The sequence below is a fragment of the Microbacterium enclense genome (assembly GCF_004022425.1).
GTDB lineage: Bacteria > Actinomycetota > Actinomycetes > Actinomycetales > Microbacteriaceae > Microbacterium > Microbacterium enclense_A.
Genome location: NZ_RBZY01000044.1, coordinates 1 through 26197 on the forward strand (window position 1 = coordinate 1; position 26197 = coordinate 26197).

Annotated in this window: 31 protein-coding genes; 10 read left to right on the forward strand and 21 right to left on the reverse strand. The window is 70.8% G+C overall.

Features of this window, described 5'->3' with window-relative positions:
* The coding region (locus D8Y23_RS12085; RefSeq protein ID WP_164878230.1) for an ABC transporter ATP-binding protein at nucleotides 1–911 on the reverse strand (911 nt) is incomplete at its 3' end.
* A gap of 190 nt (nucleotides 912–1101) precedes the next feature.
* Here D8Y23_RS12085 and D8Y23_RS12090 point away from each other — a divergent pair.
* Nucleotides 1102–2589 (forward strand): MDR family MFS transporter, encoded by a 1488-nt coding sequence (locus D8Y23_RS12090; RefSeq protein WP_128218378.1) that lies wholly within the window; start codon nucleotides 1102–1104, stop codon nucleotides 2587–2589.
* A gap of 10 nt (nucleotides 2590–2599) precedes the next feature.
* Here D8Y23_RS12090 and D8Y23_RS17235 read toward each other — a convergent pair whose 3' ends face one another.
* Nucleotides 2600–2731, reverse strand: coding sequence for a hypothetical protein (locus D8Y23_RS17235; protein WP_260025679.1), 132 nt, complete (start codon nucleotides 2729–2731; stop codon nucleotides 2600–2602).
* Nucleotides 2732–2885: 154 nt separating this feature from the next.
* On the opposite strand from D8Y23_RS17235, the gene D8Y23_RS12095 reads away from it, so the two are divergent.
* On the forward strand, nucleotides 2886–3434 hold the full coding sequence (locus tag D8Y23_RS12095) for a type 1 glutamine amidotransferase domain-containing protein (RefSeq protein ID WP_128218379.1): 549 nt from the start codon (nucleotides 2886–2888) through the stop codon (nucleotides 3432–3434).
* A 54-nt stretch (nucleotides 3435–3488) separates the two neighbouring features.
* On the opposite strand, the gene D8Y23_RS12100 is transcribed toward D8Y23_RS12095, so the two are convergent.
* Nucleotides 3489–4307: a DNA-formamidopyrimidine glycosylase family protein gene (locus D8Y23_RS12100; protein WP_128218380.1), complete on the reverse strand. Its 819-nt coding sequence runs from the start codon at nucleotides 4305–4307 to the stop codon at nucleotides 3489–3491.
* A gap of 11 nt (nucleotides 4308–4318) precedes the next feature.
* Nucleotides 4319–5746, reverse strand: coding sequence for a flotillin family protein (locus D8Y23_RS12105; protein ID WP_128218381.1), 1428 nt, complete (start codon nucleotides 5744–5746; stop codon nucleotides 4319–4321).
* 172 nt (nucleotides 5747–5918) lie between these two features.
* Here D8Y23_RS12105 and D8Y23_RS12110 point away from each other — a divergent pair, with 172 nt between their 5' ends.
* Complete coding sequence (locus D8Y23_RS12110) at nucleotides 5919–6326, forward strand: glucose-6-phosphate dehydrogenase (protein ID WP_128218382.1); 408 nt, start codon at nucleotides 5919–5921, stop codon at nucleotides 6324–6326.
* Between the two features lie 54 nt (nucleotides 6327–6380).
* Here the strand turns inward: D8Y23_RS12110 and D8Y23_RS12115 are convergent, their stop codons facing one another.
* The 4 genes from D8Y23_RS12115 to D8Y23_RS12130 form a co-directional block, all read right to left on the reverse strand.
* Nucleotides 6381–7346, reverse strand: coding sequence for an aldose 1-epimerase family protein (locus D8Y23_RS12115; RefSeq protein ID WP_128218383.1), 966 nt, complete (start codon nucleotides 7344–7346; stop codon nucleotides 6381–6383).
* A gap of 77 nt (nucleotides 7347–7423) precedes the next feature.
* Complete coding sequence (locus tag D8Y23_RS12120; protein ID WP_128218384.1) at nucleotides 7424–7594, reverse strand: CsbD family protein; 171 nt, start codon at nucleotides 7592–7594, stop codon at nucleotides 7424–7426.
* 108 nt (nucleotides 7595–7702) lie between these two features.
* Entirely contained in the window at nucleotides 7703–8416 is a 714-nt protein-coding gene (locus D8Y23_RS12125; protein WP_128218385.1) for an anti-sigma factor, read from the reverse strand.
* Entirely contained in the window at nucleotides 8400–8963 is a 564-nt protein-coding gene (locus D8Y23_RS12130; RefSeq protein WP_128218386.1) for an RNA polymerase sigma factor, read from the reverse strand. The genes D8Y23_RS12125 and D8Y23_RS12130 overlap by 17 nt, the downstream gene beginning before the upstream one ends.
* A 170-nt stretch (nucleotides 8964–9133) precedes the next feature.
* On the opposite strand from D8Y23_RS12130, the gene D8Y23_RS12135 reads away from it, so the two are divergent.
* From D8Y23_RS12135 to D8Y23_RS12145, 3 genes are read left to right on the forward strand one after another with little or no spacing between them, the layout of a single operon-like run.
* The gene (locus D8Y23_RS12135) at nucleotides 9134–9844 is read left to right on the forward strand and encodes a CHRD domain-containing protein (protein WP_128218403.1); all 711 of its coding nucleotides are present in this window, start codon (nucleotides 9134–9136) and stop codon (nucleotides 9842–9844) included.
* Nucleotides 9841–10512, forward strand: coding sequence for a class F sortase (locus tag D8Y23_RS12140; RefSeq protein ID WP_240663889.1), 672 nt, complete (start codon nucleotides 9841–9843; stop codon nucleotides 10510–10512). The genes D8Y23_RS12135 and D8Y23_RS12140 overlap by 4 nt, the downstream gene beginning before the upstream one ends.
* Nucleotides 10513–10567: 55 nt before the next feature.
* Complete coding sequence (locus D8Y23_RS12145) at nucleotides 10568–11899, forward strand: D-alanyl-D-alanine carboxypeptidase family protein (RefSeq protein WP_240663890.1); 1332 nt, start codon at nucleotides 10568–10570, stop codon at nucleotides 11897–11899.
* On the opposite strand, the gene D8Y23_RS12150 is transcribed toward D8Y23_RS12145, so the two are convergent.
* Genes D8Y23_RS12150 through D8Y23_RS12160 form a run of 3 tightly spaced genes read right to left on the reverse strand, consistent with a single transcriptional unit; the run spans nucleotide 11900 to nucleotide 14379 of the window.
* Nucleotides 11900–12514, reverse strand: a complete 615-nt coding sequence (locus D8Y23_RS12150) for a response regulator (protein ID WP_128218387.1) — start codon at nucleotides 12512–12514, stop codon at nucleotides 11900–11902. It lies immediately after the preceding gene.
* Nucleotides 12511–13932: a sensor histidine kinase gene (locus tag D8Y23_RS12155; protein WP_128218388.1), complete on the reverse strand. Its 1422-nt coding sequence runs from the start codon at nucleotides 13930–13932 to the stop codon at nucleotides 12511–12513. Before D8Y23_RS12155 ends, D8Y23_RS12150 begins: the two co-directional genes overlap by 4 nt.
* Nucleotides 13933–14379, reverse strand: a complete 447-nt coding sequence (locus D8Y23_RS12160; protein WP_128218389.1) for a hypothetical protein — start codon at nucleotides 14377–14379, stop codon at nucleotides 13933–13935. It abuts the gene before it with no gap.
* Nucleotides 14380–14556: 177 nt separating this feature from the next.
* Between D8Y23_RS12160 and D8Y23_RS12165 the strand changes: the two genes are divergently transcribed.
* Nucleotides 14557–15411, forward strand: a complete 855-nt coding sequence (locus D8Y23_RS12165; protein ID WP_128218390.1) for a hypothetical protein — start codon at nucleotides 14557–14559, stop codon at nucleotides 15409–15411.
* Nucleotides 15412–15501: 90 nt separating this feature from the next.
* Here D8Y23_RS12165 and D8Y23_RS12170 read toward each other — a convergent pair whose 3' ends face one another.
* The 4 genes from D8Y23_RS12170 to D8Y23_RS12185 are packed head-to-tail and all read right to left on the reverse strand — an operon-like array spanning nucleotide 15502 to nucleotide 19113.
* Nucleotides 15502–16827, reverse strand: a complete 1326-nt coding sequence (locus D8Y23_RS12170; protein WP_128218391.1) for an MFS transporter — start codon at nucleotides 16825–16827, stop codon at nucleotides 15502–15504.
* A gap of 9 nt (nucleotides 16828–16836) precedes the next feature.
* Complete coding sequence (locus D8Y23_RS12175; RefSeq protein WP_128218392.1) at nucleotides 16837–17223, reverse strand: hypothetical protein; 387 nt, start codon at nucleotides 17221–17223, stop codon at nucleotides 16837–16839.
* A gap of 27 nt (nucleotides 17224–17250) precedes the next feature.
* Nucleotides 17251–18324 (reverse strand): redox-regulated ATPase YchF, encoded by a 1074-nt coding sequence (ychF, locus tag D8Y23_RS12180; protein WP_128218393.1) that lies wholly within the window; start codon nucleotides 18322–18324, stop codon nucleotides 17251–17253.
* A 39-nt stretch (nucleotides 18325–18363) separates the two neighbouring features.
* Nucleotides 18364–19113, reverse strand: coding sequence for a class I SAM-dependent methyltransferase (locus tag D8Y23_RS12185; RefSeq protein WP_128218394.1), 750 nt, complete (start codon nucleotides 19111–19113; stop codon nucleotides 18364–18366).
* A gap of 173 nt (nucleotides 19114–19286) precedes the next feature.
* Here D8Y23_RS12185 and D8Y23_RS12190 point away from each other — a divergent pair, with 173 nt between their 5' ends.
* Nucleotides 19287–19883 (forward strand): 3'-5' exonuclease, encoded by a 597-nt coding sequence (locus tag D8Y23_RS12190; protein ID WP_128218395.1) that lies wholly within the window; start codon nucleotides 19287–19289, stop codon nucleotides 19881–19883.
* A 50-nt stretch (nucleotides 19884–19933) separates the two neighbouring features.
* Nucleotides 19934–21241 (forward strand): DNA recombination protein RmuC, encoded by a 1308-nt coding sequence (locus tag D8Y23_RS12195; RefSeq protein WP_128218396.1) that lies wholly within the window; start codon nucleotides 19934–19936, stop codon nucleotides 21239–21241.
* An 11-nt stretch (nucleotides 21242–21252) separates the two neighbouring features.
* Here D8Y23_RS12195 and D8Y23_RS12200 read toward each other — a convergent pair whose 3' ends face one another.
* Nucleotides 21253–21462, reverse strand: a complete 210-nt coding sequence (locus D8Y23_RS12200; RefSeq protein WP_128218397.1) for a UDP-N-acetylmuramyl pentapeptide phosphotransferase — start codon at nucleotides 21460–21462, stop codon at nucleotides 21253–21255.
* A gap of 254 nt (nucleotides 21463–21716) precedes the next feature.
* Nucleotides 21717–22706, reverse strand: a complete 990-nt coding sequence (gene glpX, locus D8Y23_RS12205) for a class II fructose-bisphosphatase (RefSeq protein WP_128218398.1) — start codon at nucleotides 22704–22706, stop codon at nucleotides 21717–21719.
* Nucleotides 22707–22886: 180 nt separating this feature from the next.
* Between glpX and fbaA the strand changes: the two genes are divergently transcribed.
* Nucleotides 22887–23915: a class II fructose-bisphosphate aldolase gene (gene fbaA, locus D8Y23_RS12210; RefSeq protein WP_128218399.1), complete on the forward strand. Its 1029-nt coding sequence runs from the start codon at nucleotides 22887–22889 to the stop codon at nucleotides 23913–23915.
* 64 nt (nucleotides 23916–23979) lie between these two features.
* Here fbaA and D8Y23_RS12215 read toward each other — a convergent pair whose 3' ends face one another.
* The 4 genes from D8Y23_RS12215 to D8Y23_RS16840 all read right to left on the reverse strand — a co-directional run.
* Nucleotides 23980–24525 carry an MOSC domain-containing protein gene (locus D8Y23_RS12215; RefSeq protein ID WP_128218400.1) on the reverse strand — a complete coding sequence of 182 codons (546 nt, stop codon included), beginning with the start codon at nucleotides 24523–24525 and terminating at the stop codon, nucleotides 23980–23982.
* 9 nt (nucleotides 24526–24534) lie between these two features.
* A complete protein-coding gene (locus tag D8Y23_RS12220) occupies nucleotides 24535–25245 on the reverse strand; it encodes an anti-sigma factor family protein (protein ID WP_128218401.1) in 711 nt (236 codons plus the stop codon).
* Nucleotides 25242–25745, reverse strand: a complete 504-nt coding sequence (locus tag D8Y23_RS12225) for a sigma-70 family RNA polymerase sigma factor (RefSeq protein WP_128218402.1) — start codon at nucleotides 25743–25745, stop codon at nucleotides 25242–25244. Before D8Y23_RS12225 ends, D8Y23_RS12220 begins: the two co-directional genes overlap by 4 nt.
* Before the next feature lie 54 nt (nucleotides 25746–25799).
* Nucleotides 25800–26197 (reverse strand): DUF6264 family protein (locus tag D8Y23_RS16840; protein WP_164878229.1); only part of this gene is annotated, 398 nt, incomplete at its 5' end.

Here is a 26197-nt window from a genome sequence, read left to right on the forward strand (position 1 = left end):
CCCGCGCCACCGCCGACGAGGAGCCCCGCGACGAGGTAGATGATCGCCGGCACGCTGGCCATGATGACCTGGACCACCGCGAAGAAGCGCTGACCGCTCATCGCCTGGCGCACCTGGAGCCGCACCTGGTTCGCGTTCTCGGCGTCGTACCGCGCCGACTCGGTGGGCTGACGGTTGAACGACTTTGACAGCAGGATGCCGGACACGCTCAGCGTCTCCTGCGTGATCGCGGACAACTCGGAGAGCGACTCCTGCGTCTGCGCGGCGATCCGCGCCCGCACCTGGCCCACGCGTCGCTGCACCAGGACGAGGACGGGCATGAGGACGACCGCGATCAGCGTCAGGCGCCAGTCGATCAGGATCATCGCCACGAGCGACGCCACCACCGTCACCGCGTTTCCGAGGATGCTCGTCACCGTGTTGGTGAGGACGCCCGAGACACCGCCCACGTCGTTCTGCAAGCGGGACTGGATGACACCGGTCTTGGTGCGCGTGAAGAACCCCAGTTCCATCGACTGCAGGTGGTCGAAGAGGCGCACTCTCAGGTCACCCGTCACGCGATTGCCGACCGTGGCGGTGAACCAGGTCTGCGCAACACCCAGCCCGCCGGAGACGAGGAACAGTCCGATCATGACGGCGACGAGGATCGCGAGCAGACGGAGGTCGACCGGCGAACCGTCGACGGGGAACAGCGCGTCGTCGAAGATGCGCTGCACCAAGAGGGGCGGGATGACCGCGACCGCGGCGCCGACGACGACCAGGACGATGGTCACGGCGATGCGGGCGCGGTACGGACGGAAGAGCGACGCGACGCGGCGCCCGAGGTCGGCCACGCGCGGCGCCTCGGCGTTGCGCCGGCGCTGCGTCTCGGCGTAGACACCGCGGAACATGCTCCCGCCCATGCCGCCCATGCTCATGCGGGTCAGCCTACGTCCGCCCACGGACATCGGGCCGACCCGGGGCGCTGTCCGAGGTCCCCGGTAGACTCGGCATCCTTCTCCTTCTCGTGATTGTGGGAATACCTCGCGCGTTCGCGCCGTTACCCGCCGTAGTCCGTCGCCTTCTGTGACGCCACGACGCCCTCCCCGATTGGACCTCGCCATGGCCGCCACCACCGGAATCCCCACCGCTCCGCCGGCGACGGCATCGGGGGTGACCGCGGAACAGAGCCGCGTGATCTGGCTCCTTCTGACGGCCGCGTTCGTGGCGATCCTGAACGAGACCACGATGAACGTGGCGATCCCGTTCCTCATCCGCGACCTCGGCATCACCGCCGTCGCGGCCCAGTGGCTGACCACCGCCTTCATGCTCACCATGGCGGTCGTCATCCCCATCACGGGCTTCCTCCTGCAGCGTTTCACGACGCGGCAGGTGTTCATCGCCGCGATGACCCTGTTCTCGGCGGGGACGCTCGTGGCGTTCCTCGCCCCCGGTTTCGAGCTCCTCGTGGTCGCCCGCGTCATCCAGGCCTCCGGTACCGCGATCATGCTGCCGCTGCTGATGACCACGATCATGACCATCGTTCCGCCGCAGCAGCGCGGCCGCATGATGGGTCGCGTCAGCATCGTGATGGCTCTGGCGCCCGCGATCGGGCCGACGATGTCGGGCCTGGTGCTGCAGTCCCTGGGCTGGCACTGGATCTTCGGGATCGTCCTCCCGATCGCGTTGGTCGCGCTCTTCGTGGGCGCGCGCTGGATCCACAACCTCGGCGAGACCCGCAAGGCCCCGATCGACATCCTGTCCGTGATCCTGTCGGCCTTCGGCTTCGGCGGTCTGGTGTTCGGTCTGAGCCAGATCGGCGGCGGACACGGCGGCGGAGAAGACGCCGCGGCCGCCCAGTCGGCGTCGACCGTCACCCTCGTCGCCTCGCTCGTCGTCGGCGTCGTGGGCCTCACCCTCTTCGTCCTGCGCCAGCTGCGGCTGCAGAAGGGCGGGACGGCCCTGCTCGATCTGCGGGTGTTCCGCTCGCTCAACTTCTCTCTCTCCGTCACGCAGCTCGGGGTGATGTCGCTGGCGTTCTTCGGAACGATCACGCTGTTGCCGCTCTACCTGCAGACCGTCCTGGAGAAGACTCCCCTCGAGACCGGCCTCGCCGTGCTCCCCGGCTCGCTCGCGATGGGCCTCGCCGGTCCCGTCATCGGCCGGCTCTACGACCGCTTCGGAACTCAGGTCCTCCTCGTGCCCGGCGCGGTCATCACCAGCGGAACGCTGTGGTTCTACTCCACCGTGGGCACCGACACGTCGTTCGTGCTGCTCATCGTCGCGCAGACGGTGCTGTCGATCGGCCTCGCGCTGTCGTTCACGCCGCTGTTCACGGCATCCCTCGGCTCCGTCGCACCGCAGTTCTACTCCTACGGCTCCGCCGTCGTCGGCACCGTGCAGCAGGTGGCCGGGGCGGCCGGTATCGCCCTCCTGGTCACCGTGATGGCATCGGTGTCCGCGTCCAACGGCGGAGGACTCGAGGCGGATGCGGCGGGCGCGCGCATGGCCTTCATGATCGCGGCCATCGTGTCGCTGCCGCTCATCGTCGGAGCGTTCCTGATCCGCAAGCCCGCCGACCAGATCGAGGGCGTCCCGCTCGCGCACTGAGCGCGCGAGCTCACCCGAACGAGCAGAAACCCCCCGCGCACCGGTGTGCGGCAGGCGTGTCGTCGTCGGAGGCCTCGGGCGTCAGAAGCGTGAGGATGGGCTTCGACGGGGTCTCGGTTTCGGGGGTGCTCTCACCGGACATGCGCTCCATGCTACGCCTGCGCGCAGGGGCGGGGGCCGGGCGTGTGCGGGGCGTTTCCGGTACCCGGCGGGCACGGCATCCGCAACCCCCGTCCGTTGGCGCGACGCGGTTCTTAGCGCGGTGGCATCCCCCGCCCCCATCGAGAGGAGTCCCCATGACGGACCTCACCGGAAAGCGCATCGCGTTCCTGCTCACCGACGGTTTCGAAGACAGTGAACTGACCAGCCCTTGGGACGCGGTCACCTCCGCCGGCGCGGAGGCTGTTCTCGTCTCGCCCGCCGACGGCACCATCACGGGCGAGAAGGGCCACGAGCAGAAGGTCGACCTGCCGGTCGGTTCGGCGACGGCCGACGACTTCGACGCCCTGGTCCTTCCCGGCGGCGTGCAGAACGCCGACGACATCCGGATCGTGAAGGATGCCGTGCACTTCACGCGCGCATTCTTCGACCAGCACAAGCCGGTCGCCGTCATCTGCCACGGCGGCTGGATCCTCACCGAGGCCGACGTGCTGCAGGGCCGGACGTTGACGAGCTACCCGACGCTGCAGACCGACCTGCGCAACGCCGGCGCGACATGGGTCGACGAGGAGGTCCACGTGGACCAGGGCCTCGTCTCGAGCCGCACCCCCGACGATCTGCCGGCGTTCGCCGCCAAGCTCGTCGAGGAAGTCGCCGAGGGAAAGCACTCCGGCCAGACGGCCTGACCGCCTGACCAGCGGGGCCCCGGGCTGCGGCTCGGGGCCCGCGTCGTGTCGAGGCTACGCGTGCGGCGGTTGGCAGGCCGGGCAGTACTGTCCGCTGCCCTTCGTGCCGGGAATGTCCTCGATCACGCCGTCGCCGTCGGGACACGGCTCACCAGTGCGCCCGTGGACGCGCATGGCGGCGACCTTCGCGGCCTTCTGCTCGGCGATCGGCACGCCGCCCCGGGCGGCGACGGCCTCGTCGAGAACTTCGCGGAGCGCCGCGTGCAGCTGGGTGACCTCGTCCTCGGTGAGCGACGCCGCGTGCGCGAGCGGCGACAGCCGCGCGACGTACAGGATCTCGTCCGAGTAGGCGTTCCCGATCCCGGCGAGCGACTCCTGCTCCTGGAGGAGCGCCTTGAGCTGCTTCCGGCGTGTGCCCAGCGCCCGAGCGAGAGTCTCGCGCGAGAACCCGGGGTCGGCCGCATCGGGTCCGAGCTTCGCGACGGCAGGAACGTCGAACGGGTCGTCGACGACGTGCAGCTGCACCGAAAGCCAATCGCCCGCGTCCGTGATGCCGAGCACCCCGTCGTCGAACGTGACCGTGGCGATCATCGCCGCCCCCTCGGGCGGGAGGGATGCCGCATCGCCGTCGCTCCAGGTGGCCCAGCCGGCGCGACCGAAACCCAGCGCGAGATGGATGCCGTCGAGGTCGAGGTCGATGTGCTTGCCATGGCGCGTGACGCCCGTGAGCGTGCGATCGACGAGCTGGTCGAGCGGGCGTCCCCGTGTCTTCAGGGCTCGGAACTCGGCCAGCTCCACGGTATGTACCGCGTGCCCGGTGAGGCGCTCACGCAGGAACAGCGTGAGCGCCTCGACTTCGGGGGCCTCGGGCACGTGCGCTCTCGTCAGTCCTGGGGTTCGGGCGCCGTCGGGGCGGCGCCGGCAGCGGAAGAGGACGATGCCGGTGACGCCGCCGGGGCCGCATCGGCGGGCCGGCGCGACGCGTCCGCGAACGCATCGGCAACGGCACGGCCCTGGATGATCGCGGTGAGGTCGATGCCGGTCGCCGCGCGTACCGCCTCGAACGAGGAGCGCAGTCCCGTGGCGGATTCGGCTGCGAGGTGGCCGCTGGCCCCTTCGCCGCCGAGCACGGTGACGTTGCCGACGCGGTCGTAGCCCTTCGCGAACTCCGCCATCATCGGCACGAGCGCCTCGAGTGCGCGCTGCGCGAGCAGGGCCTCCTGGTTGTGCGAGAGCGCCTCGGCCTCGGCGCGGATCGCCTCGGCGCGCGCCTCACCCGCCAGGCGCACGGCCTGCGCGTCGGCTTCCGCCCGCACGCGGACGGCGGCGGCTTCCTGCTCGGCGATCTGGGCGCGGGCCTCGGCGGCCTTGATCTGGGAGTAGGCCTCGGCATCGGCATCCTTCTGCCGCTGGTACAAATCGGCGTCGGCGACGCGGGCAACCTCCGACTCCAGGCGCGCCTGCGTGTTCTGCGCCTCCTGCTGCAGCACGGCCTGGCGACGCTCGGCCCGCGTGAGCGCCTCGGCCTGCTCGGCCTCGGCGTTGGCGCGGCCGACCTCGGCCTTGGCCGCGGCGCTGTTCTTGTCGAGCGCGGTCTGCTCGATGAGGTTGGCCTCGTCGGTGGCGATCTGCCGCGCCCGGATCTCACGCACGGCGTTGATGCGCGCGACCTCGGCTTCGCGCTTGACGCGCTCCACTTCGGTGGCACCGAGGGCGGCGATGTACCCGTTGCCGTCGGTGATCCCCTGGATCTGGAACGAGTCGAGGATCAGGCCCTGGGACGACAGGTCGGCCTTGATGCCCTCGGCGATCTGATCGGCGAGACGCTGACGGTCGCGCATGAGCTCTTCGACGGTCAGCGTCGCGACCACACCGCGGAGCGCACCCTCCAGCTGCTCGGTCGTGAACTGCTCGATGGCCTTGTCCTGCGAGGCGAAACGTTCGGCCGCGCGGCGCACCGACTCGGGGTCCGACCCGATCTTCACGAGAGCGACGCCGTTGACGTTCACGGTGACGCCGTTGGACGACTGCGCCGTCGGCTCCATCTTGATCTGTCGGGCCCGCAGCGAGATCATCTCACCGCGCTGCGTGAGGGGGTTCACGATCGCGCCGCCGCCGGTGATGACGGTGATGCGCGAGGAATTGCCGTCGGCCGCCTTCTGGCGCTTACCGACGATGACCAGGGCTTCGTCGGCCTTGGCCACGCGGTACCACCCGCGGATCAGCCCGGCGACGATGAGGATGACGACGATAGCGACGACGAGGGCGATGACCACGACGAGACCGATCGCCCCCAGTGCGGCGAATTCCATGATTCTCCTTCGATGGGCGCCGCCCGAGGCGACGCGGGGGAACTCTCCCAACCTATCCCGGGGCTCTCCCCGCATGTCCACCCCCCGGACGCGCTGTGGACGTCGCCGGGTGGTGGACGGGGCGCGTACCGTGGAGGGTGAGGCGGCCCGAACCGCCGAAGAAGGGTCCCCCATGAAGATCGTCTCGTCCTCGGACTGGCGGGATGCCATCGCCTTCGACGTTCCCGTCGTCGTCGCCGATGTCGTCCCCGGCGAGCCCACCCGCTGCGTCGGGTGCGGAGCCGACGGAGAGCTGTTCGACCGCACCGAGCTGTGGGCGGTCAAGCACCGACACCCCAAGCACCACGGCGGGTTCGTGCGGTTCTACTGCGACGCGCACAAGCCGGCACCGGCCCCCGCGCCGGCGGCGCCGGTCGTCGCGAAGAAGACGCGCGCGTCCGCTCCGCGCGCCGAGCGACGCCCCACGTCGCCCAAGCCGACGCCCGTCACCGACCGCCCCACGCGGGCGATGTGCCCCGACTGCTTCGTCGAGGTCTCGGCCGGTGGCGACTGCGGCATGTGCGGTGCGCAGGTCGTCTGACACCCGCGACACGAACGCCGCCCCGGTCGCGAGACCGGGGCGGCGTTCGTCGTCTCAGCGCGCGGAGACCGTCCAACCGACCTCGTGGCTCTCCCCCGGAGCGAGCGCGATGACGCCTGTCGCGAAGTCGTACGCGTCGTCGTTGAAGGCGTCGGGCGCGCAGGTCATCGGTTCGACGGCGAGTCCCGCGCGGTGCGCCGGCGACTGCGGCGCCTCCGGCCGATCGGCGGTGTGGATCTGCACCCAGGCGCAGCCCGAGTCCCAGGTCATCGCGACACCCGTGCCGGACGGGTCGGTGAGGGTGACGGTCGCGTGACCGCCGGCATCCCGAACGAGATCCGTGAAGGCGTGGTCGATCTCGACCGCACCGAGCACGCGCGGCGCGCGGAAGTCGAACCGATCAGCGTCCACCGAGACGGATGCCACGCCCACCGGGGCGAGTCGGTCGGGGGTGACCTCGAGCACGGTGTCGGCGGGCAGCTCGAGGGTCCAGGCGTCGAGCGCGGCGGGACCGGCGACGAGGTAGGGGTGCGGTCCGGTTCCCCACGGTGCCGCACTCTCCGACCGGTTCGTGGCCCGTACGGTCTGGGTCAGACCGTCGGGGCCGAGACGATACGTCGTCGACACCTCGACCCACCACGGGTAGCCCGTCTGCGCCGGGATGGTCGCGGCGAGCGTCACGGCGGTCTCGTCCGCCTCGATCACGGCCCAGTCCGCCCAAGCCAGCAGGCCGTGCAGAGCGTGACCACGATCGGGCTCGGTGAGCGCGAGTTGCCGTTCGGCTCCCCCGAAGCGGTGCACGCCGTCGACGACGCGGTTGGGCCAGGGAGCGAGAGTCGCCCCACGGAAGTGCGGGCGCACCTCGTCGGCAGCGAACGGCACGACGAGGTCGCGCCCCTCGTGGGTCAGGGAGCGGAGGGAGGCGCCGACGCTCGCGATCGCGGCTTCGTAGCCGTGGGCGTGCAGGACGACGGGGGCTCCGGACACGGCGGTGGTCACGGACGCAGCGGCTTCGGTCATCCGGCCATTATCCCGATCCTCGGGCCCGGAAACGACGAACGCCCCGACCGGCATGGTCGGGGCGTTCGGAGGATGGCTTACTTGAAGGCGTCCTTGACGTTCTCGCCGGCCTGCTTGAGGTCGGCCTTGGACTGGTCGCCCTTGCCCTCGGCCTCGAGGCGCTCGTCGTCGGTTGCCTTGCCCCAGCCTTCTTTCGCCTTGCCGGCGATGTCCTCTGCGGTGTTCTTGATCTTGTCGTCGAGTCCCATGTCGACTCCTTCCGCTCGGTGAGCCGGGTATTTCCCGATGCCCCCACGGTAGGCGCGGTCCCTCGGGCGGCCGGGGGGCTTGACCTTCCGGCACGCGTGAGGAAGCGGTCAGACCCGCGGTAGGTCCGCGTGGGCGACCACCACGTCCGGGCCGTCGCGCAATTCCATCCGCACGGTGTCACCGCGCAGCACCGCGGCATTCATTCGGCATACGATCGGAACCTCGGAGCCCAGCACTTCTCCCGCGGTGAACTCTTCCCCGTCGGCCGCCACGAACACCAGCTCGTAGGTTCTGCCCACGTCCAACCCGCGGGCTTCGAGGTAGGCCTCGGTGCCCCAGGTGTGCGCCACCAGCTGCGCGTCGACGTCGACACCGGCCGTGTCGTCGCTGACCTGGATCTGTTCGAGTGCGCCGAGAGTCCCCGGCGGGCCCGCCGGGGTCGCGGGAGTGAACGCGCCCTCGGTGTTCACGCCGACGACGATCCCGATGACGAGGCAGGCAGCGGCCACGAGCGGGGTGACCCACGCCCGTCTGCGGCGAGTGCCGGTACCCGCATCGATGGACGGCGCCGCGACGGCGGCATCCTCCTTCTCGATGGATGCCAGGATCCGGTCTTCCAGATCCGACGTGTCCCTCGGTGCCACCCAGGTCACATCGCCGTGGCGCAGGCGCTGCGCGACCCCCTGCAGGCTCGCGAACTCCTCCGCACGGCGAGGATCGCTGCGACGGAGTTCGTCGAACTCGGCGGTCTCGGCCGCACTGAGCTCGCCGGCGAGCGCTGCGGCGACGAGTTCGGCCCACCGGTCATCGGGAGTGCGCATCGGAGTCCTCCAGTTCTTCGAGGTGCGTACGGAGCGCGCGCAGCGCGTGGAAAGTGCGGGTGCGCCACGTGGACACCGGGACGCCCGTGGCATCCGAGAGTTCCTGGTACGAGCGCCCGTGAAGGTGAACGGCGACCACGGCCGTGCGGTGCGCCTCGCTCAGTACAGACAGCGCCTCCAGCATGCGCAGCCGTTCCAGGGGGTCGATCGCTTCGGCGGCACGATGCTCGAGCTCGGCGTCGTCGCCGAGCAGCGGCAGACGCGCCCGAGCGCGCAGCACGTCGACGATGACGTTGCGGGCGATCGAGAAGAGCCAGGTCCTCGTCGAGGCCTGACCGGGGTCGAACCGGTCGCGCGCTCGCCAGGCCCGCAGGAACGTCTCCTGCACGCAGTCCTCGGCGAGCGGCCGGTCGCGCAGCGCATTCACCGCGTACCCGAGCAGGGAGCCGCCGTGCTCCTGGAAGGCACTGCGGACATCGAATCGAGCCGGATGCCGTCGTGCCATCGGCATGCGGGCTCCCTCGTCTTCCACGGGTGTCCAGCTCATCGCCCGTCCTCTCCGAGGCTACCGGCAGCCAAGCGCCGCTCCTCGGCAAGGGATACGTCCGCGAGGCGGAAAACGTTCACCCCCACGTTGCGCGACGGATGAACGCGCGGCCGGTCGCCGACGTACACCCCGCAACCGGACCACGAGGGTCCCGATCGAAAGGCACGATGATGACGAAGAAGACGTACGCCCGCCCCCTCACGATCGGTGCCCTCGCGGGCGTGGCGCTCCTCGCGTTCGCCGCACCGGCTCACGCCGAGACCGAGGTCGCCGAGCCGGCGGAGTTCACGAGTGCGTTCACGGTGATGGCCACACCCGACCAGGTCATCAACAACGACGGTGTCGCGACCCCCGGTGAGGCCGGCGCGACGGGGACGTTCACGTTCCGGATCAATTCCGAGCTCGACATCATCTGCTACGACATCCGGCTCGAGGGCGTGACGGGCGACTACCAGAGCCCCGCCAAGACCGCGACGCACATCCACGAGGCCGCGGTCGGTCAGGCCGGACCGCCGCGCATCGCGTTCCCCAACCCGACCCCCGTCGGCGATGGACCGCGGACCTCCTCCGGTTGCCTGCAGGGTCCCTTCACCACCGGTGTACAGGCGAACGGTGCCGACACCGGCGACGGGTTCTCCCTCGCGGAGATCGAGGCCAACCCGAGCGGGTTCACGGGCGACTCGCACACCGTCGGCTCGCCGGCCGGTGTGGTTCGCGGGCAGCTCACCGCGATCCCCGTGGGCGGCGTCGACACCGGTGCCGGCGGATCCGCCGAGGCCGGCACGGCTCCGCTCGTCTTCTCGGCGGCTCTCGGCGGTGCGGGTCTTCTCGCCGCCGGGGCCGTCGTCCTGCACCGTCGTCGCGCGGTCTCGACGCGGTGACCTCGACGTCGCGTGGCGCGCAGCGCGTCGTCTCGAGCAGACGACCGCTGCGCGGCGCGCGCGTCCTCGCGCTCGCGACGGTGTGGATCTGCACCGACTGCGCGGTCGCCGCACCGACCGACACCGCACCGACCGTCGTCGCGCCCACCGACGCCGCACCGACCGACGCCGCACCGAGGCCCACCCCCGGTTCCGCCGCGGCGAGCGCGGGACCTGCGTCCGTCACAGCCGCCGACCCGACCCGCGTCCGCATCCCCGCGCTCGGTCTCGATGAGCCGCTCATCGAGCTCGGGCTCGCCGCAGACGGGGCGATGGAAGTGCCCGTCGACTACGACGACGTCGGCTGGTTCACCGGCGGCGGACGCCCGGGCGGGACGGGCCCGACGGTGATCGCGGCGCACGTGGACTCCCCCACCGGCCCCGCGGTCTTCCAGCGACTGGACGAAGTGTCCGTGGGCGACGTCATCGAGGTGCACGACGCCGAGGGCCGCGTGCACGGGTACCGCGTCACGGAGACCGCGGACTACCCCAAGGTCGCGTTCCCCACGGCCCGCGTGTTCGGCGCGACCGCGCGCGACGAGCTCCGTGTCATCACGTGCGGTGGCATCTTCGACCGGGATGCCGGGTCCTATCTCGACAACCACGTGGTGTTCGCCGAACGCATGTAGGACGGTGTGCTCCGATCTCGTCCCACGAACGGTTAGGTTCGACGCGGGGGATCACATGGGGCAGACGCAGGATGGCACGGACGAGCTGAGTCGGTTCGCCGATCTGATGGACGAGGCACCGGCGGCATCCGGTTCGGGGAGAGCCGGTCGCATCGCGCTCGTGGTGGTGCTGGTGACGATCCTCGCGGTCTTCGGCGGTGCCGGAGGGTACGTGTGGTGGGCGTCCAGCGCCCCGCTCCCGGCACCGACGCTGGCGACACAACCCCCGGGCGTGACCGCGGGTGAGGCCGCGACCGTGCGGCTGCCGTCGTCGGGGGCATTGCGAGTGAGCGTCTCGGGCGGCGAACAGTACCTCGGCGAGGACACCGACGGCGCGTGGGCAGTATCCGGCGGCGACGAGGCACGTCCGATCGCCAGTATCGCCAAACTCATCACCGCTCTCGTCGTGCTGGACCGGCATCCGCTGAACGGCCTGAACGACCCCGGGCCCACGATCGCGTTCACTGAGGCGGACACCGACCTGTACGACCAGTTCTACGTCCGCGGCGCGACGATCGCCACGATGCCCGACGACACGCGGCTGTCCCTCCACGACGCCCTCGCGACGATGCTGCTCCCCTCGGCCAGCAACTACGCCGTCGCGATCGCGCGTTGGGGGTTCGGGTCCGAGGGAGCCTACGTCGACGCGGCGCGGGCCTGGCTGGACGCGAACGGCTTGGCATCCACCCGGATCGTGGATGCCACGGGCATCGACGATCGCAACACGTCGACGCCGCGCGATCTCGTCGCGATCGGCAAGATCGCCGAGGCGAATCCCGCTCTGGCGGCGATCGTGGCGATGCGCTCGATCTCGCTTCCCGACGGCCCGGGCTACATCACGAACACCAACGACCTGCTCGGCACCGAGGGGGTCAGGGGGCTCAAGACCGGCAACCTCGGAGAGGGCACGTTCAACTTGCTGTTCAGTTCGCTGCTCGACGTCGGCATCGGGCCTCCGCTCCACGTCACCGGCGTCCGCCTGGGCGGGGCGACGCACGACATCACCGATCAGGACGTCGCGGCGTTGCTCGGCAGTATTCGCGCGGGCTTCCACGATGTGACGGTGGGTTCCGCCGGCGACGGAGTCGGCACGATCACGACCGCCTGGGGAGCCCAGGCGCAGGTCGCGCTCTCGCGGACCGTGGTCATCCGGACGTGGTCGGACACGCCGATCACCCCGTCCGTCGTGATCGAGACCCCGGAGGCCTGGGCCGATGGCGAAACGGTCGGCACGGTCACCTGGACCGGTGGGCCCACCACCGCGTCGTCGGAGCTGCAGATCCTGGGCGACCTCGAACCCCCGACTCTGTGGTGGCGGCTGACCCACCCGGGGCAGCTCGGCGGCTGATCAGCGCGCGAGGTTGTCTCGCGCCCAGAGGGCCGCGCTGGTACGGTCCGCGACGCCGAGCTGGCGGAAGATGCTCCCCAGGTGCGCCTTCACGGTGCGCTCCGAGATGCCGAGGGCCGAGGCGACCTGCTTGTTCGCCAGCCCCGTCGCCACCAGGCCGAGCACTTCCTCTTCTCGCGGGCTCAAGCCGGTTCCGGTTGTCACGGGCTCGGGCAGCAGGACTCCCGCGACGCGGGGATCCAAGGGCGCGTGACCCGCGTGCACGGCGCGGACCGCAGCGCGGAGATCGCCGGGCTCGGCATCCTTCAACTGGTAGCCGGTGGCTCGGGCGTCGAGCGCACGGCGCACGCGGTCGCTGTCGCCGAACGAGGTCAGAACGAGCACGCGCACACTCGGTGCCGTCGACCGGACCGTCCGCGTCGCCTCGATGCCGTCCAGAACGGGCATCGAAAGGTCCATCACGATGACGTCGATCTCACGCGCCGTGACGGCCTCGACGGCGGCGGCTCCGTCGGCCACCATGGCGACGATCTGGATGTCGCCGTCGGCGGTGAGAACGGATGCCAACCCCTCACGGACCATCGCGTGGTCGTCGGCGATGAGGACGCGGATCACGGGCGCTCCCGGGGTGTCGAACGGTCGAGGAGGCGCAGGCGCCAGCGGGTGCCGCGCCCGGCGGCGGTGGCGAGGGAGAGTTCGGCTCCCGCCTCGGCGGCGAGGTCGTGCATGACCTGTGTGCCGAGGTGACCATCGTCACGCGGGAGATCGAGCACGGCGGGGTCGAAGCCGGGGCCGTCATCGGCGACCTCGAGCGTGGTCGCTCTCCCGGTGCACGTCACGACGATCCGAACGCGGCACGGTGCGGCGTGGGTGACCGCGTTGCGCAGCGCTTCCTGCCCGACGCGGTAAAGGAGGCGCTGGTCACCGTCGGGGAGGTCATCTGTGCGCGAGTCGAGGTCGAGGGTGACCTCGGTGCCGCGCGACGCGGCGGTGGCCGCGAGGTCGCGCAGGCTCACGGTGAGTCCCGTCGATCCCAGACTCTCCGGGTAGATGTCGACGAGCAGCGACCGCAGCACCCGGACGTTACCGCGCACGGAGCCGGCGACCTCGCGGGCGCGGGTGGCGGCATCCGTCAGTCCGTCGCGGTCGGCGGCGACGGCGGCGCTCTCGGCGACGAAGCTCGTGGCCACGAGGTCTTGCACGGGGCCGTCGTGCAAGGTGCCGGCGATGCGGCGGCGTTCGGCATCCGACGCGTCCACCGCCCTCTGCAGGAGTTCGGCGCGGCGCGCCTCCGCGCCGCGCAGGCGACGGATGAGTCCCCAGACGATCGGCGCGGTGAGCACGACGAGCAGAAGCAGGCTGCTGGTGGTGACCCCGGCGAATCCGCGCCACAGCTCGGCGGATCGCGCGGCAACCGGTTCGTACGGGTAGTAGACCTCGAAGAGCAGCTGCTGGCCGGACGGGGTCCACACGGGCCGGTACACCTCGAGCAGACGCGGGGCGTCCTCGAACTCGTTCTCGTCCTCCGACAGGTCGGACACTGCGGCACGGGTCGACGGGGACGCCAGGGCCGCGCGCTGCGCATCGTCGAGCGCGAAGGTGCGGCCGATCAGCTGCGGCTCGTCGGCGTAGAGCACCCGGCCCTGCGGATCCCAGATCTTCACCCGCACGACGTCCGACCCCAGCACTGTCGAGCGCACGACCGTGTCGAAGGCGTCGATGGCAGCGGGGTCGCCCGCGGCGAGCGCATCGGTGAGCGCGGGCCGGACGACGGCCTGCGCGAGCACGTTGGTCGTCTGCGCGGCATCGTTCACCGCCTCGCGCTCGGCGAGCCACTGCGCCCCGAAGCCGGCCAGGACGGCGACGGCCACCAGCGCCGTCACGTGCACGGCGGCCAGACGCACCAGCACGGCACGGGCCGAGAGGGGGCGCGGCACGACATCGGGCGCGCGCCCGACGACGCGGACCGACCACGGCACCGCGTCAACGGCGTCCGTGGTCGGTGATCGTGGCGTGGGGGGATCGGATGCCACTCAGTCGTCCTCTCCCCCACGGTCGCCGCCGTGCCGTCCCGAGCCGGTGTCGTCCGAACCCCCGCCGGAACCGGAGGAGTCATCGGGCGTCGTCAACGGCACCGCGGAGTCGTCCACCGTCGCACCCTGCGTCGCCCGGTCGTCACCGGATTCGACGCGCGCGTCGCGGGGGACGTCGCCGCCACGGTCATCAGTGCCGCCGGGCACGTCGTCCGTGCCGGCCGAGTCTCCTCCGCGGTCGTCACCGGGCTCCACTCGCTGGTCGCGCGGAATTTCACCTCCGCGGTCGTCGGGGGTGGGCGACGGCGATGCGGTCACCACCTGGCCCGAGGCCGGAACGGGCACCGGCACCGATTCGGCGAACGAAGTGTTGCCCCACAGCCCGAGGGCTGCCGGGGCGGCGGCGAGCACGAGAGCACCCGCGCCGATGAGGATCCGCTTCTTCATGTCATCCGTCCTTCCCGCCATTCTCGCGTGGATCGCGAGAGACGCTGCGTCCACTGTGCGCGGGACGGCCGGTCGGGCACCATCGGACCTTGGTCGTACGACCAAGGTCGCATTGTCGCGTCCGGTGCCGCGCATCGATGGTGGACGCAGCTCACCCCCTGACGAAACGAGGCACCCATGAGCAGCACGACCCTCACCCGCACGACGGCGGTCCTGGCGGCCGCCCTGGTGGCGGCATCCGGTCTCCTCTTCCCCGCCGCCGCGCAGGCGAAGACGACCTCGACGGGCGGCGACTACGCCGTCACGATCAACGGCACCACCTACAACCCGGCGCCCGGCAAGGACGCCAAGCTCAAGGACCTGACCGTTTCGGGGAAGGTCACCGTCAGCGGCAAGAACAACCGCTTCACGATCGATCCCGCGACCCTCGGCGTGTACGACTACACGCTCACCGGGGCGGCCGACACGCAGCGGATGGTGACCACGCCGACCGTGGTCTTCGCGTCGAAGGTTCCCACGCTCACGGCCGCGCAGCATTCCGGGACGCGCCTGTCGAGCCTCGAGGTGCGCGACGACGCGATCGTCGCGATCTTCACGACCGCCGCCGGCAAGCTGAAGATCCAGGCGAAGGACGGCGCGCAGGGCGGCATCTTCCAGATGGAGCCCGAATTCGCCGCCCCGGTCGAGCTCGTCCACACACTGGGCCCGGGGCTCTTCTACTTCGTGAACCAGTACACCGGCAAGATCAACTTCGGCAACGGAGTGGATGCCGTCGCCTCCGGTCCCGACGCCCACCAGATGCTCCTCGGCAAGGACAGCCCCCAGGTCGCGACGAAGACGTTCCAGGACGCCACCGTCACGAAGTGGACGGTCGCCTCGGGCGGCCGCATGGGTGGCGTGCTCGGCGAGGACGCCATCGAGCTGTCGGCCGGCGCCACCAACTGCACGAGCCAGTGCCAGGCGCAGAACCGCATCAACGGTTCGCTCCCCGTTCCCCCGAACCCGACGAACCCGACGCCCATCGGCGGCTGAGCGCGGTCGCCGTCGAGCCCCCGGTCGAATGGCCGGGGGCTCGGACGTGCGTCCGCCCGACGACGGCGCCGCGGGCGGCCCGCGACGCCCTCACCGCGGGGCGGAGACCCGAGGCGCGTCCAGAGCCGTGGCCACGCCCCCGCGCATCGCGAGGGCGGCGACCAGCGTGACCCCCAGCAGCACCGTCATATACACGACGAAACCGAAACCGCCCGCCGTGGCGTGGTAGACGAGCGGGGCGGTGCCGCCGAACAGCGAGTTGGCCACGGCGTACCCGAGCCCTACACCGAGGGCACGGATGTGGGCGGGGAACACCTCCGCCTTGGCGATGCCGTTGACCGAGAGGTAACAGGTCAGAACCGCGAAGGCGAGGAGCAGGATGCCGAAGACCACCGCCGGCGACGTCACCCGAGCGGCCGCGGTCACGAGGAACCCCGCGCCCAGGACACCCGCTGCGCCGAAGGCGATGAGCAGAGGCTTGCGGCCGATCCGATCGCTCACCGCGCCGCCAAGTGGTTGCATCAGCATCAGGACGACGAAGGCCGCGAGCACGACCCCGGTGGTCGTCGACTCGGCCGCGTGCCCGCCCACGCCGAAGGCCGCCTCACGGAGGACGGAGGGCACGGTGACCGTCGTGGTGTAGAACGCCGCGCTTCCTCCCGCCGTCAGCAGGATCACCCAGACGAGCGGTTGCCAGTACGTGCGGACCAGCTCAGCGATCGTCGGAGCCGGCGGGGTGGGGGAAGGACCGGCCCCGGGCGCGGCGTGCGGTTTCGCCCGCGCCCACAGCAGCGACGTCAGGCCGGCCACGCCGCCCGTGACGAACGCGACGCGCCACCCCCACTCCGATACCGCGGCGCGATCGCTGATCAGCAGGAGCACGAGAAGTGTGCCCTGCGCGAGCACGAGACCGCCGACGATCGTGGTGGCCTGGAACGAGGCGAAGAATCCGCGGTGCCCGCGCGTGCCCGACTCCGACAACAACACCGTCGCCGCCGCGTACTCGCCCCCGGTGGCGATGCCCTGAACCACACTCACGACCACGAGGAGCACGGCCGCCCACGGGCCGATCGCCCGCTCGGTCGGCGCGACCGCGAGAGCGACGGAACCCGCGGACATCAGGGTGACCGCGGCGACGAGTGCCCGTTGCCTTCCCCGAGTGTCGGCGAGCCGGCCGAACAGCCACGAGCCGAGCGGCCGCACGACGAAGGTCACGGCGAACAGGCCGTACACATAGAGCAGCGAGTCCGGTGAGTCCGGCTCGAAGAACTCCGTGCGGAAGTACGGCGCGAAGATCGCGTAGACGTAGAGGTTGAACCACTGCACGAGGTTCGGCACGGAGCCGGCGAGGATGGCCCTCACCCGCGCACGGCGCTCCGGAGTCGACCCCGGTGCGGCCCAGGGGGTGGGTTTCACGCGCCGACTCTAGCGAAGGTCGTCGCGGGAGCGGCCTCCCGATTCGGCCGGTGCCACGAACCGCATCAGCGCCGCCTCGAGCGGCCACGGCTCGTACCAGACGTCGGCGAACGCCGAGACCTCGTCGGCGAGCCGCGCCGCGACGCCCTCGCCCGCCGCTCGCCACGCCTCGCGGGATGCCGCGTCCTTCCACCCGTCGAACGGGTCGAAGTTCGTCTCCCACAGGGCGTTCCAGGCGGCGATGTCGCGACGGAGGTCGTCGGACAACCCGTAGTCGTCGGGCGTCGTCGTGTACCCGACGTCCCACGTGGGCGTCGAGTCCTCCCACAGGGGCCAGTCCCGGCCGTAGTCGGGGAACAGCCGGATGGCGCGTCGCGACGGAGGGGTTCCGTTCATGCCCGGCAGCCTAGGTCGGGATGGCGCTCAGTTGTTGAAGCGGAACTCCACCACGTCGCCGTCCTGCATGATGTAGTCCTTGCCCTCGAGGCGCGCCTTGCCCTTCGCGCGGGCCTCGGCGACCGAGCCGAGCTCGACGAGATCGGCGAACGAGATGACCTCGGCCTTGATGAAGCCCTTCTCGAAGTCGGTGTGGATGACCCCGGCTGCCTGAGGAGCCTTCGCGCCCTGCGGGATCGTCCACGCGCGCGCTTCCTTCGGACCCGCCGTGAGGTATGTCTGCAGACCGAGCGTGGCGAAGCCGACGCGGGCGAGCTGGTCGAGCCCCGACTCGTCCTGACCGGTGGATGCCAGCAGTTCGGCGGCATCCTCGGGGTCGAGGTCGATCAGTTCCGACTCGATCTTGGCATCCAGGAACACGGCCTTCGCCGGCGCGACCAGCGCGGACAGCTCGTCCTTGCGGGCCTCGTCGGTGAGGACGGCCTCGTCGACGTTGAAGACGAAGATGAACGGCTTCGCGGTCAGAAGGCCCAGCTCGCGGATCGGCGACAGATCGAGACCGGATGCCGAGAGCAGCACGCCGCGCTGAAGCGCGTCCTGCGCTGCCTTGGCTGCTTCGAGCACGGAGGGGTCGAGCTTCTTGCCCTTGATCTCCTTCTCGTAGCGCGGGATCGCCTTCTCGAGCGTCTGGAGGTCGGCGAGCTGGAGCTCGGCGTTGATCGTCTCCATGTCGCTCGCGGGGTTCACCTGCCCATCGACGTGGACCACGTCGTCGTCGGCGAATCCGCGGACGACCTGGGCGATGGCATCCGCCTCACGGATGTTCGCGAGGAACTGGTTGCCCAGGCCCTCGCCCTCGCTCGCGCCGCGCACGATGCCGGCGATGTCGACGAACGACACCACCGCGGGGACGAGCCGCTCCGAGCCGAACACGTCGGCGAGCTGCTGCAGGCGCGCATCGGGAAGGTTCACGACCCCGACGTTCGGCTCGATCGTCGCGAACGGGTAGTTCGCCGCGAGCACGTCGTTCTTGGTCAGGGCGTTGAAGAGGGTCGACTTTCCGACGTTGGGAAGGCCGACGATTCCGATGGTAAGAGCCACGGGAGTCCAGGTTACCCGGCCCGCGCCGCCGTCACGGCGTCAGGGACGCCGCGCGCGATAGGCGTGGGTGACATACGGGAGGTCGACCGCTCCCCCGTCGGCCAGTTCGGGAACGGATGCCACGACCCCGTCGACGGCGGCATCGATACGTGCGCGTTCCTCGGGGCTCGCCGTGATGACGTCGCTGCGGGAGAAGACGAGGTCGCGCAGCTGCACGAGGGTGATGGGGCGACTCCACGTCCACGACCGGTGCTCGAGGTCGGTGAGCGGCGCGGCGATGCGCGGTCCGCCGGCGGCGATGAGCCGCTCCCCGTGCGAGGCACCCATCGCGAGAGTGAGTCGCCGCACCCAGTCGACGCGTCCGTCGCGGACGTTCCACACCAGGCCCAGGACTCCCCCGGACCGCAGCGCCCTCGCGATCTCGCGCGAGCCGGCATCCGGGTCCACCCAGTGCCAGGCCTGGCCCATGACCACGGCGTCGAGGGCGGAGTCCGGCAGCGGCAGGTTCTCGGCGGTCCCGGCGAACGTCGGGATGCCACGGACGGTCTCCCGAAGGGTCGAGAGCATCGTGGCATCCGGGTCGATCGCCACGACATCGGCGCCGAGCCCGACGACGGCGCGGGTGAGCTTCCCCGTGCCTGCGCCCACGTCGGCGGCCCTCACCGCACGCCCCGGTTCGCGGACGGGCGCGAGCATCCACGCGACCGCCTCGACCGGATACCCCGGACGCCCCGACTCGTACGCCCCCGCTGCCTGCCCGAACGACGTCGACTTCCGACTCTCCGTCATACTCTCGACCCTACGCCGGACCCTCAAGGCGTGCCGTCCGGCGGATGACATGCCCGACACGCCGTCTCCGGATGCTGCCGCCCGGTGTGTCGGCGACGAAGTCCGCCCGACGGCCGCCGCGGACCTCGGCGCGCCTCCCCCGCGCCGCCGCGGTCACGACGCAGGGTGGAGGCGTGGCACTGGATTTCACCGCGATCGACTTCGAAACGGCGAACTCCAGTGGTGCGTCCGCGTGTGCGGTGGGCCTGGCACGCGTGCGCGATGGTCGCGTCGTCGCGACGGCCGCGTGGCTCATCAAGCCCCCGGCCGGGCACGACACGTTCGCGGCGATCAACGTCGGGATCCATGGCATCCGTCCCTCCGACGTCGTGGGCGCGCCCGACTGGTCCACTCAGCTCGACCGGCTGACCGCCTTCGCGGGGGCCGACGTACTGGTCGCGCACAACGCCGGTTTCGACATGTCGGTGCTGCGGCGCGCGTGCGCGGTGACGGGCGACGAGTGCCCGCCGTACCGCTACATGTGCAGCGTCCAGATGTCGCGCAAGACCTACTCCCTCGCCTCGTACCGTCTCCCCCTCGTCGCCGCGGAGGCCGGCTGCTCGCCCTTCGCGCACCACGACGCCCTCGCCGACGCGGTCGCGTGCGCCGAGATCACGATCGACTGCGCCCGCCGCGCCGGAGTCGACGACGTCCACGCCCTCGCCGCCCACCTGGGCGTGCGCGTGTCGCAGATCGCCGCCGAGCCCCGGCTCGAGCGCGCCGTCGCCTGAATCCCGCCGCGCTTCCGGGCGATGTCGGAGGCCTCCGGCACACTGAGCACATGGATGCCATAGCCCTGCTCCTCGCGATCCTCGCCCTCGCCGTGGGGGCCGCCGCCGGGTGGTTTCTGGGCACCGCCCGGGCCGCCTCGCACACGTCGGCCGAGCACGTCGAGCTCACCGCGCGCGTGGCCGCCGCCGACGCCGCTCGCGCGGGCGTCCAGGCGCAGCTCGAGCACCAGAGCGTTCTGTACCGCGACCTCGTCGCGCAGACGCGTACCGATCAGGCGGCGCGTGAGGAACGCGAGCGACGCGACCAGACCGTCCTTCGGGCCCTCGACCCGGTGCGCGAGACCCTCGACGCGATGCAGCGCAAGGTCGACGGGCTCGAGCGCGACCGCGTCGAGCAGTACTCGACCCTCGGCGAGCAGCTGCGCCTCTCGCGAGAAGCCGACGAAGCGCTGCGAGCGACGACCGAGGCACTCGCCTCCGCCATGCGCTCCGGCAGCACGCGCGGCGTGTGGGGCGAGACGCAGTTGCGCCGTGTCGTCGAGGCGGCCGGTCTCACGCGGCACGTCGACTTCGACCTGCAGTCCTCGGTCGCGTCCGACGCCGGCGCTGGCCGGCCCGACATGGTCGTGCGCCTCCCCGGGGGCAAAGCCTTGGCGGTGGATGCCAAGGTCCCCCTCGACGCCTACCTTCAGGCCAGCGCCATCCCCGTCACGGCCACGGGCGACGAGGGCGCTCGTCGGTCGGCCCTCCTGACGAAGCACACGAAGGCCGTGCGGGCGCACGTCGACGCCCTCGCGCGCAAGACGTATTGGGCGGGGCTGCCCACGAGCCCCGAGTTCGTCATCTGCTTCCTGCCGAGCGAGTCGCTGCTGTCGGCAGCGCTCGACGACGACCCCGCGCTCCTCGACTACGCCTTCACCCGCCGGGTCGCGCTCGCCTCGCCGGTCAACCTCTGGGCGGTCCTCAAGACCGTGGCGTTCACGTGGACGCAGCAGGACGTCTCCGACGAGGCCCGCACGCTCTTCGCCCTCGGCACCGAGCTGTACGACCGCATCGGTGTGCTCGCCGGGCACGCGGGCGATCTGCGGCGCGCACTCGAGCGGACGGTCGACAGCTACAACCGATTCGCGGGGTCGCTCGAGTCACGGGTGCTCGTCACGGCTCGGAAGTTCCCCGGCATCGACGACACGAAGCTCGATGCCGTGGCGGCTCCCCCGGCACTCGAGGTGGCGACGCGGCGGTGGACCGCACCCGAGTTGCTCGAGATCCCAGGTGACGGATCGGGCGAATCAGACGACGTCGCCCGTGCCGACCTCGGCGACGTGCGCAGTCGTGCGGGCCTTCCTCAGCAGGACTGAGCGGCGAGCGCTTACGACCCGCCGGGGACCCAGCTGAGCAGGCTGACCACCGCGGCGGAGACGGCGACGAAGGCACCGACCATCCACCAGGCGCTGATCTCGTGGCCCTCGTCGCGCCGCTTGCGGAGCAGGACATCAGGACGCCGCGCGGGGTCGACAGCGCTCGCGATCACCGCCTGCGCACCCGTCTGAGGTGCGGTCGAGTTCGTCGGAGTTGCCATGAAACGATCCCCCTTCGGGTCTCGGAAGAACACAGCGTCGCCGTTGACACTGCTGACGATTCTGCCAGACGGGCTCTCCCGGAGGCGTCACGCTTGCGCAACGACACGCCCGGCTGTACCTGGACGGTCGTCACTGTTCGGCGCTCCGGATCCGCGAGACCGCACGCCACTGGCATCCCCGACGCGCACTGCGGCAGAGATGTCGGCCGGATGCCGTCACGGCGTCGGGCGGGGGCCCCGCGCAGGTCAGCCCGTCAGAGCCACTTCGACGTCAGGTGCTCCGACGAGATGCGCCGCAGGGTGCCCGAGGCCCCGCGCAGCACGACGCTCTCGGTGTAGATGAAGTCGCCGTCGCGGCGGACGCCCTGCACCAGCTGACCGTCGGTCACACCGGTGGCGACGAAGATCGTGTTCTTTCCGCGGACGAGGTCGTCGGCCTCGTACACCTCGCCGTCGACGTTGAGACCGGCATCCCGGCCCTTCTCCTTCTCGTCGTCAGCGCGGGGCGCGAGCACGCCCTGGATGTGACCGCCCAGCGCCTTGATGGCGCACGCGGTGACGATGCCCTCCGGGCTCCCGCCGATACCGACGCACATGTCCGTGCGAGCGTTGTGGCGCGCGGCGTTGATGCCGCCGGCGACGTCGCCGTCGCTCATGAGACGCGTCCCGGCGCCCGCCTCGCGGATGTCGGCGATGAGCTGCTCGTGACGCGGTCTGTTCAGCACCGAGACGACGATCTCGTCGACGGGCTTTCCCAGCGCCTTGGCCAGCAGACGGATGTTCTCGCCGATCGGGAGGCGGATGTCGACGACCCCGACCCCCGCGGGGCCTGTCACGAGCTTGTCCATGTAGAAGACGCTCGACGCGTCGAGCATGGTGCCGTGATCGGAGACCGCGATCACGGACAGCGCGTTCTGGCGGCCGGCGGCGGTCAGCGAGGTTCCGTCGATGGGGTCGACGGCGACATCGCACCGAGGCCCCTTCCCGTTGCCCACGCGCTCGCCGTTGAAGAGCATCGGGGCGTCGTCCTTCTCGCCCTCGCCGATGACGATCGTGCCGTCGAAGTTGACCGTGCTGAAGAACGCGCGCATCGCGTCGACCGCTGCTCCGTCGGCCGCTTCCTTGTCGCCTCGACCGATGAACGGAACCGCGCGGATCGAGGCCGCCTCCGTGGCCCTCACCAGCTCGAGAGCCAGGTTCCGATCGGGGTGCAGGGGACTCATGTCGGACGTCAGGCTCACCATGTGGCCCACTGTATCCAGCGGAGATGACACAACCGCTTAATTTCACGAGTTCCGGAGCGAAGGAATCACGGTTCTTAACGCCACGAGAGAACCGCCCCGTTCCTCCGGCCCCGTCCCCGTCACGAACAGTCGCCTTCGCTAGAGTGACGGTTGTCCCAGTCACGACCGAGGAGTCTCTCCATGCCCGTCGCCACCCCTGAGCAGTACGCCGACATGCTCGACCGCGCCAAGGCCGGTAGCTTCGCCTACCCCGCGATCAACGTCTCGAGCTCGCAGACCATCAACGCCGTGCTCCAGGGCCTGACCGAGGCCGGCTCGGACGGCATCCTGCAGGTCACCACCGGCGGTGCCGACTACTTCGCCGGTCACACCGTCAAGGCCCGTGCGACGGGCGCGCTCGCATTCGCGAAGTACGTGACCGAGGTCGCGAAGAACTACCCCATCACGGTCGCCCTCCACACCGACCACTGCCCCAAGGACGCCCTGCCCGGCTTCGTGCTGCCGCTGCTCGAGGCCTCCGAGGCGGAGGTCAAGGCCGGTCGTAACCCGATCTTCCAGTCGCACATGTGGGACGGTTCCGCCGTGCCGCTCGACGAGAACATCGACATCGCGGCCGAGCTGCTCCCCCGCATGAAGAACATCAACGCCATTCTCGAGATCGAGGTCGGCGTCGTCGGCGGCGAAGAGGACGGCGTGGCGCACGAGGGCTCCAACGAGGCCCTGTACACGACCGTCGCCGACGTCACGAAGGCCGTCGAGCGCCTCGGCCTCGGCGAGAACGGCCGCTACATCTCGGCCCTCACCTTCGGCAACGTGCACGGCGTCTACAAGCCCGGTGGCGTCAAGCTGCGTCCCGAGCTGCTCGGCGAGATCCAGGACGGCATCGCCGCGGCGTTCGGCACGGGCCCCAAGCCCCTCGACCTCGTCTTCCACGGCGGGAGCGGTTCGACCGACGAAGAGATCGCGCTGGCCGTGTCGAACGGCGTCGTGAAGATGAACATCGACACCGACACGCAGTACGCCTTCACCCGCTCGATCGCCGGCTACATGTTCTCGAACTACGACGGCGTCCTGAAGGTCGACGGCGAGGTCGGCAACAAGAAGCAGTACGACCCGCGCGCCTGGGGCAAGGTCGCCGAGTCGGCCATGGCCGTGCGCGTCGTCGAGGCCACGAAGCAGCTCGGCTCCTTCGGCAAGTCGCAGGGCTGACGCCCGACCCGCTCCGAACGCCCCGGCTCCGGCCGGGGCGTTCGTGCGTTCACCACCTCTGGCGTTACGACCGGTACACCTCGAGGACCGTCGGGGCGTCGAGCGGCGATGAGACGATCTCGACCGCGTCACCGGCGCGGACCTCGCCGGCACGGCGAACGCGGAGGTAGGCGCCGAGGCGGCCCTCTTCCGAGAACCGCTTCACCCAGCCCCGTGCCGCTGCACCCCCGACCCACCGCGCGAACGTCGCGCAGGGCGTCCGGGGCATCGTCACTTCGAGGAGCACCTTCTCGCCGATGCGCCACACTTCGCCGATCCGCGCGGCGTTGACGTCGATGCCCTCGACACGGAGGTTCTCGCCGAACCAGCCGGGGGCGAGCTCACGCCCGAGTTCGCGCTCCCAGTACTCGGCGTCCTGCTGCGCGTAGGCGTACACCGCTTTGTCGGGGCCGCCGTGATGCTTGCGGCTGGCCTGCACGTCGGCGCGGACGCCGAGCGGGCCGACGCGCACCTCGCCGTCGAGGGGGCGCTTGTCGATGGCGGTGACACCGACAGACCCGGAGTCGGGACGCAGGGCGTGAACGGCGCAAACGGCGAGGAGGCTCGGCATCCGTCGATGTTACGGGGAGTCGAAGTCGCGCCGCATGACGACGCGGTCACCATCCACGGTGCGGATCTCGACGGAGTCGATTCGGGATGCCGTCACGTCGGTGCCCGCGCTCAATTCGGTGGTCGAGCCGGGACCCGCCCGCCACGTGGAGAGCATCGTCGTCGCCCCCGTGTCGTCGGTGACGGCGAGCGCGTACGGCCAGCCGCCGGGCGGGGCGTCGAGAACCTCCCCGGTGTACTCGCACACCAGGTCGATACGGGTCCCCCATTCGACCGGGGTCAGCTTCACGGAGGCCTCCAGCGGGGCGCCGGCCACGTCGTCGAGCGCGTAGACGATCCCCCCGCCGTCGGTGGGTGCGCTGGTGAGCGCGACGACGCCGGGCACCGCGATGATCAGCAGCACCGCGGCCGCCGCCCCCACCCACGCGGCGAGCACCCGTCGCCGCCGACGTCGCGCGGTGGCGACGAGGCGTTCGCGCAGCGCAGGATGCGGCGCGACGGGGGCGGCCCGCGGCGCCGGGTCGGTCTCGTCGATCGCTGCGGCACGATCGGCCGACAGGCGCGACAGGAGCCCGGCCGTGGGTGCGAGCTCGGCGACCGACGCGCGGCAGAGCGCACAGACGTCGAGGTGTCGTTCGTAGTCGCCGCGGTCGGCAGCGGACAGGGCGCCCAGCACGTAGGCGCCGTCCCAGGTCGCGAACCGCTCGTGCTCCGGGGTCATCGCGTCACGCCCCTCTCCTGCAGGGCGAGCCGGAGTGCGCGCACGGCGTAGTGCAGACGCGACTTGACAGTCCCGGCCGGAATCCCGAGTTCCTCCGCCACCTGCGCAACGCTGCGGCCGCCATAGTAGGCCGACACGATCACGGCGCGGTGATCGGCCGTCAGGGTCGCGAGCGCCTCTTCGACGAGCAGCGCGTCGAACATGGCATCCGTGTCGTTGCCGCCCGCGGTCTCGGGCAGTTCGTCGACCGGATGCTCATGCCGCCGTCGGGCACTGCGGGCGTCGTCGATCACGATGTTGCGCGCGACGGTGAACATCCACGAGCGCAGGGTCGCCGGATCGTCCGCCATGACACGCGGGGTGCGCCAGGCGCGGAGGAGCGTCTCCTGAACCACGTCGTCGGCCCCGGCGTGGTCTCCGGTGAGGCTCACGACGTACCGCCAGACGGGTGCCGCATGAGCGTCGAACAGCGCGGTCAACTGCGCGTGGTCGTCTCGCATCGCGGCATCCCTCCCCTCTTCTTCAAGGGAACACGGGATGCACGCCCGGACGGTTCAGTTCGCGACGGCGCTGGTAAGGGCGGAGAGGAACGCCGGATCCGCCATGAGCGCGACGGTGATGCACGCGCCGGCGACGAGCGTGGTCGCGACGAAGCCGACGAGCGGTATCCAGAACGCGATGCGCCCGCGGCGCAGGCGCCGCCAGGTGAGCCAGGCCGTGAGCAGGTAGCCGACCGCGTAGACGACGGATGCCACGGCACCCCACACGTATCCGGCCGAGAGCGCCGTGTACGTGGCATTCGCTCCCAGGATCTGCGCGGCACGCTCGGCGTAGCCGGGGAAGTCGAGCAACTGGACGATCGTGGAGATCGTGGAGATGAGACCGTAGACCAGCAGCACGAACGTCGCGACCCGATCGGCGAGCGGACCGCGAGCGGCGGGCGCCGTCGACG

Bases quoted from the DNA above. Each gene is read 5' to 3' on its own strand.
- D8Y23_RS12090 (WP_128218378.1), top strand. From the start codon at position 1,102: ATGGCCGCCACCACCGGAATCCCCACCGCTCCGCCGGCGACGGCATCG.
- D8Y23_RS17235 (WP_260025679.1), bottom strand. From the start codon at position 2,731: ATGTCCGGTGAGAGCACCCCCGAAACCGAGACCCCGTCGAAGCCCATC.
- D8Y23_RS12095 (WP_128218379.1), top strand. From the start codon at position 2,886: ATGACGGACCTCACCGGAAAGCGCATCGCGTTCCTGCTCACCGACGGT.
- D8Y23_RS12105 (WP_128218381.1), bottom strand. From the start codon at position 5,746: ATGGAATTCGCCGCACTGGGGGCGATCGGTCTCGTCGTGGTCATCGCC.
- D8Y23_RS12110 (WP_128218382.1), top strand. From the start codon at position 5,919: ATGAAGATCGTCTCGTCCTCGGACTGGCGGGATGCCATCGCCTTCGAC.
- D8Y23_RS12115 (WP_128218383.1), bottom strand. From the start codon at position 7,346: ATGACCGAAGCCGCTGCGTCCGTGACCACCGCCGTGTCCGGAGCCCCC.
- D8Y23_RS12120 (WP_128218384.1), bottom strand. From the start codon at position 7,594: ATGGGACTCGACGACAAGATCAAGAACACCGCAGAGGACATCGCCGGC.
- D8Y23_RS12125 (WP_128218385.1), bottom strand. From the start codon at position 8,416: ATGCGCACTCCCGATGACCGGTGGGCCGAACTCGTCGCCGCAGCGCTC.
- D8Y23_RS12130 (WP_128218386.1), bottom strand. From the start codon at position 8,963: ATGAGCTGGACACCCGTGGAAGACGAGGGAGCCCGCATGCCGATGGCA.
- D8Y23_RS12135 (WP_128218403.1), top strand. From the start codon at position 9,134: ATGACGAAGAAGACGTACGCCCGCCCCCTCACGATCGGTGCCCTCGCG.
- D8Y23_RS12145 (WP_240663890.1), top strand. From the start codon at position 10,568: ATGGGGCAGACGCAGGATGGCACGGACGAGCTGAGTCGGTTCGCCGAT.
- D8Y23_RS12160 (WP_128218389.1), bottom strand. From the start codon at position 14,379: ATGAAGAAGCGGATCCTCATCGGCGCGGGTGCTCTCGTGCTCGCCGCC.
- D8Y23_RS12165 (WP_128218390.1), top strand. From the start codon at position 14,557: ATGAGCAGCACGACCCTCACCCGCACGACGGCGGTCCTGGCGGCCGCC.
- D8Y23_RS12175 (WP_128218392.1), bottom strand. From the start codon at position 17,223: ATGAACGGAACCCCTCCGTCGCGACGCGCCATCCGGCTGTTCCCCGAC.
- D8Y23_RS12185 (WP_128218394.1), bottom strand. From the start codon at position 19,113: ATGACGGAGAGTCGGAAGTCGACGTCGTTCGGGCAGGCAGCGGGGGCG.
- D8Y23_RS12195 (WP_128218396.1), top strand. From the start codon at position 19,934: ATGGATGCCATAGCCCTGCTCCTCGCGATCCTCGCCCTCGCCGTGGGG.
- D8Y23_RS12200 (WP_128218397.1), bottom strand. From the start codon at position 21,462: ATGGCAACTCCGACGAACTCGACCGCACCTCAGACGGGTGCGCAGGCG.
- glpX (WP_128218398.1), bottom strand. From the start codon at position 22,706: ATGGTGAGCCTGACGTCCGACATGAGTCCCCTGCACCCCGATCGGAAC.
- fbaA (WP_128218399.1), top strand. From the start codon at position 22,887: ATGCCCGTCGCCACCCCTGAGCAGTACGCCGACATGCTCGACCGCGCC.
- D8Y23_RS12215 (WP_128218400.1), bottom strand. From the start codon at position 24,525: ATGCCGAGCCTCCTCGCCGTTTGCGCCGTTCACGCCCTGCGTCCCGAC.
- D8Y23_RS12220 (WP_128218401.1), bottom strand. From the start codon at position 25,245: ATGACCCCGGAGCACGAGCGGTTCGCGACCTGGGACGGCGCCTACGTG.
- D8Y23_RS12225 (WP_128218402.1), bottom strand. From the start codon at position 25,745: ATGCGAGACGACCACGCGCAGTTGACCGCGCTGTTCGACGCTCATGCG.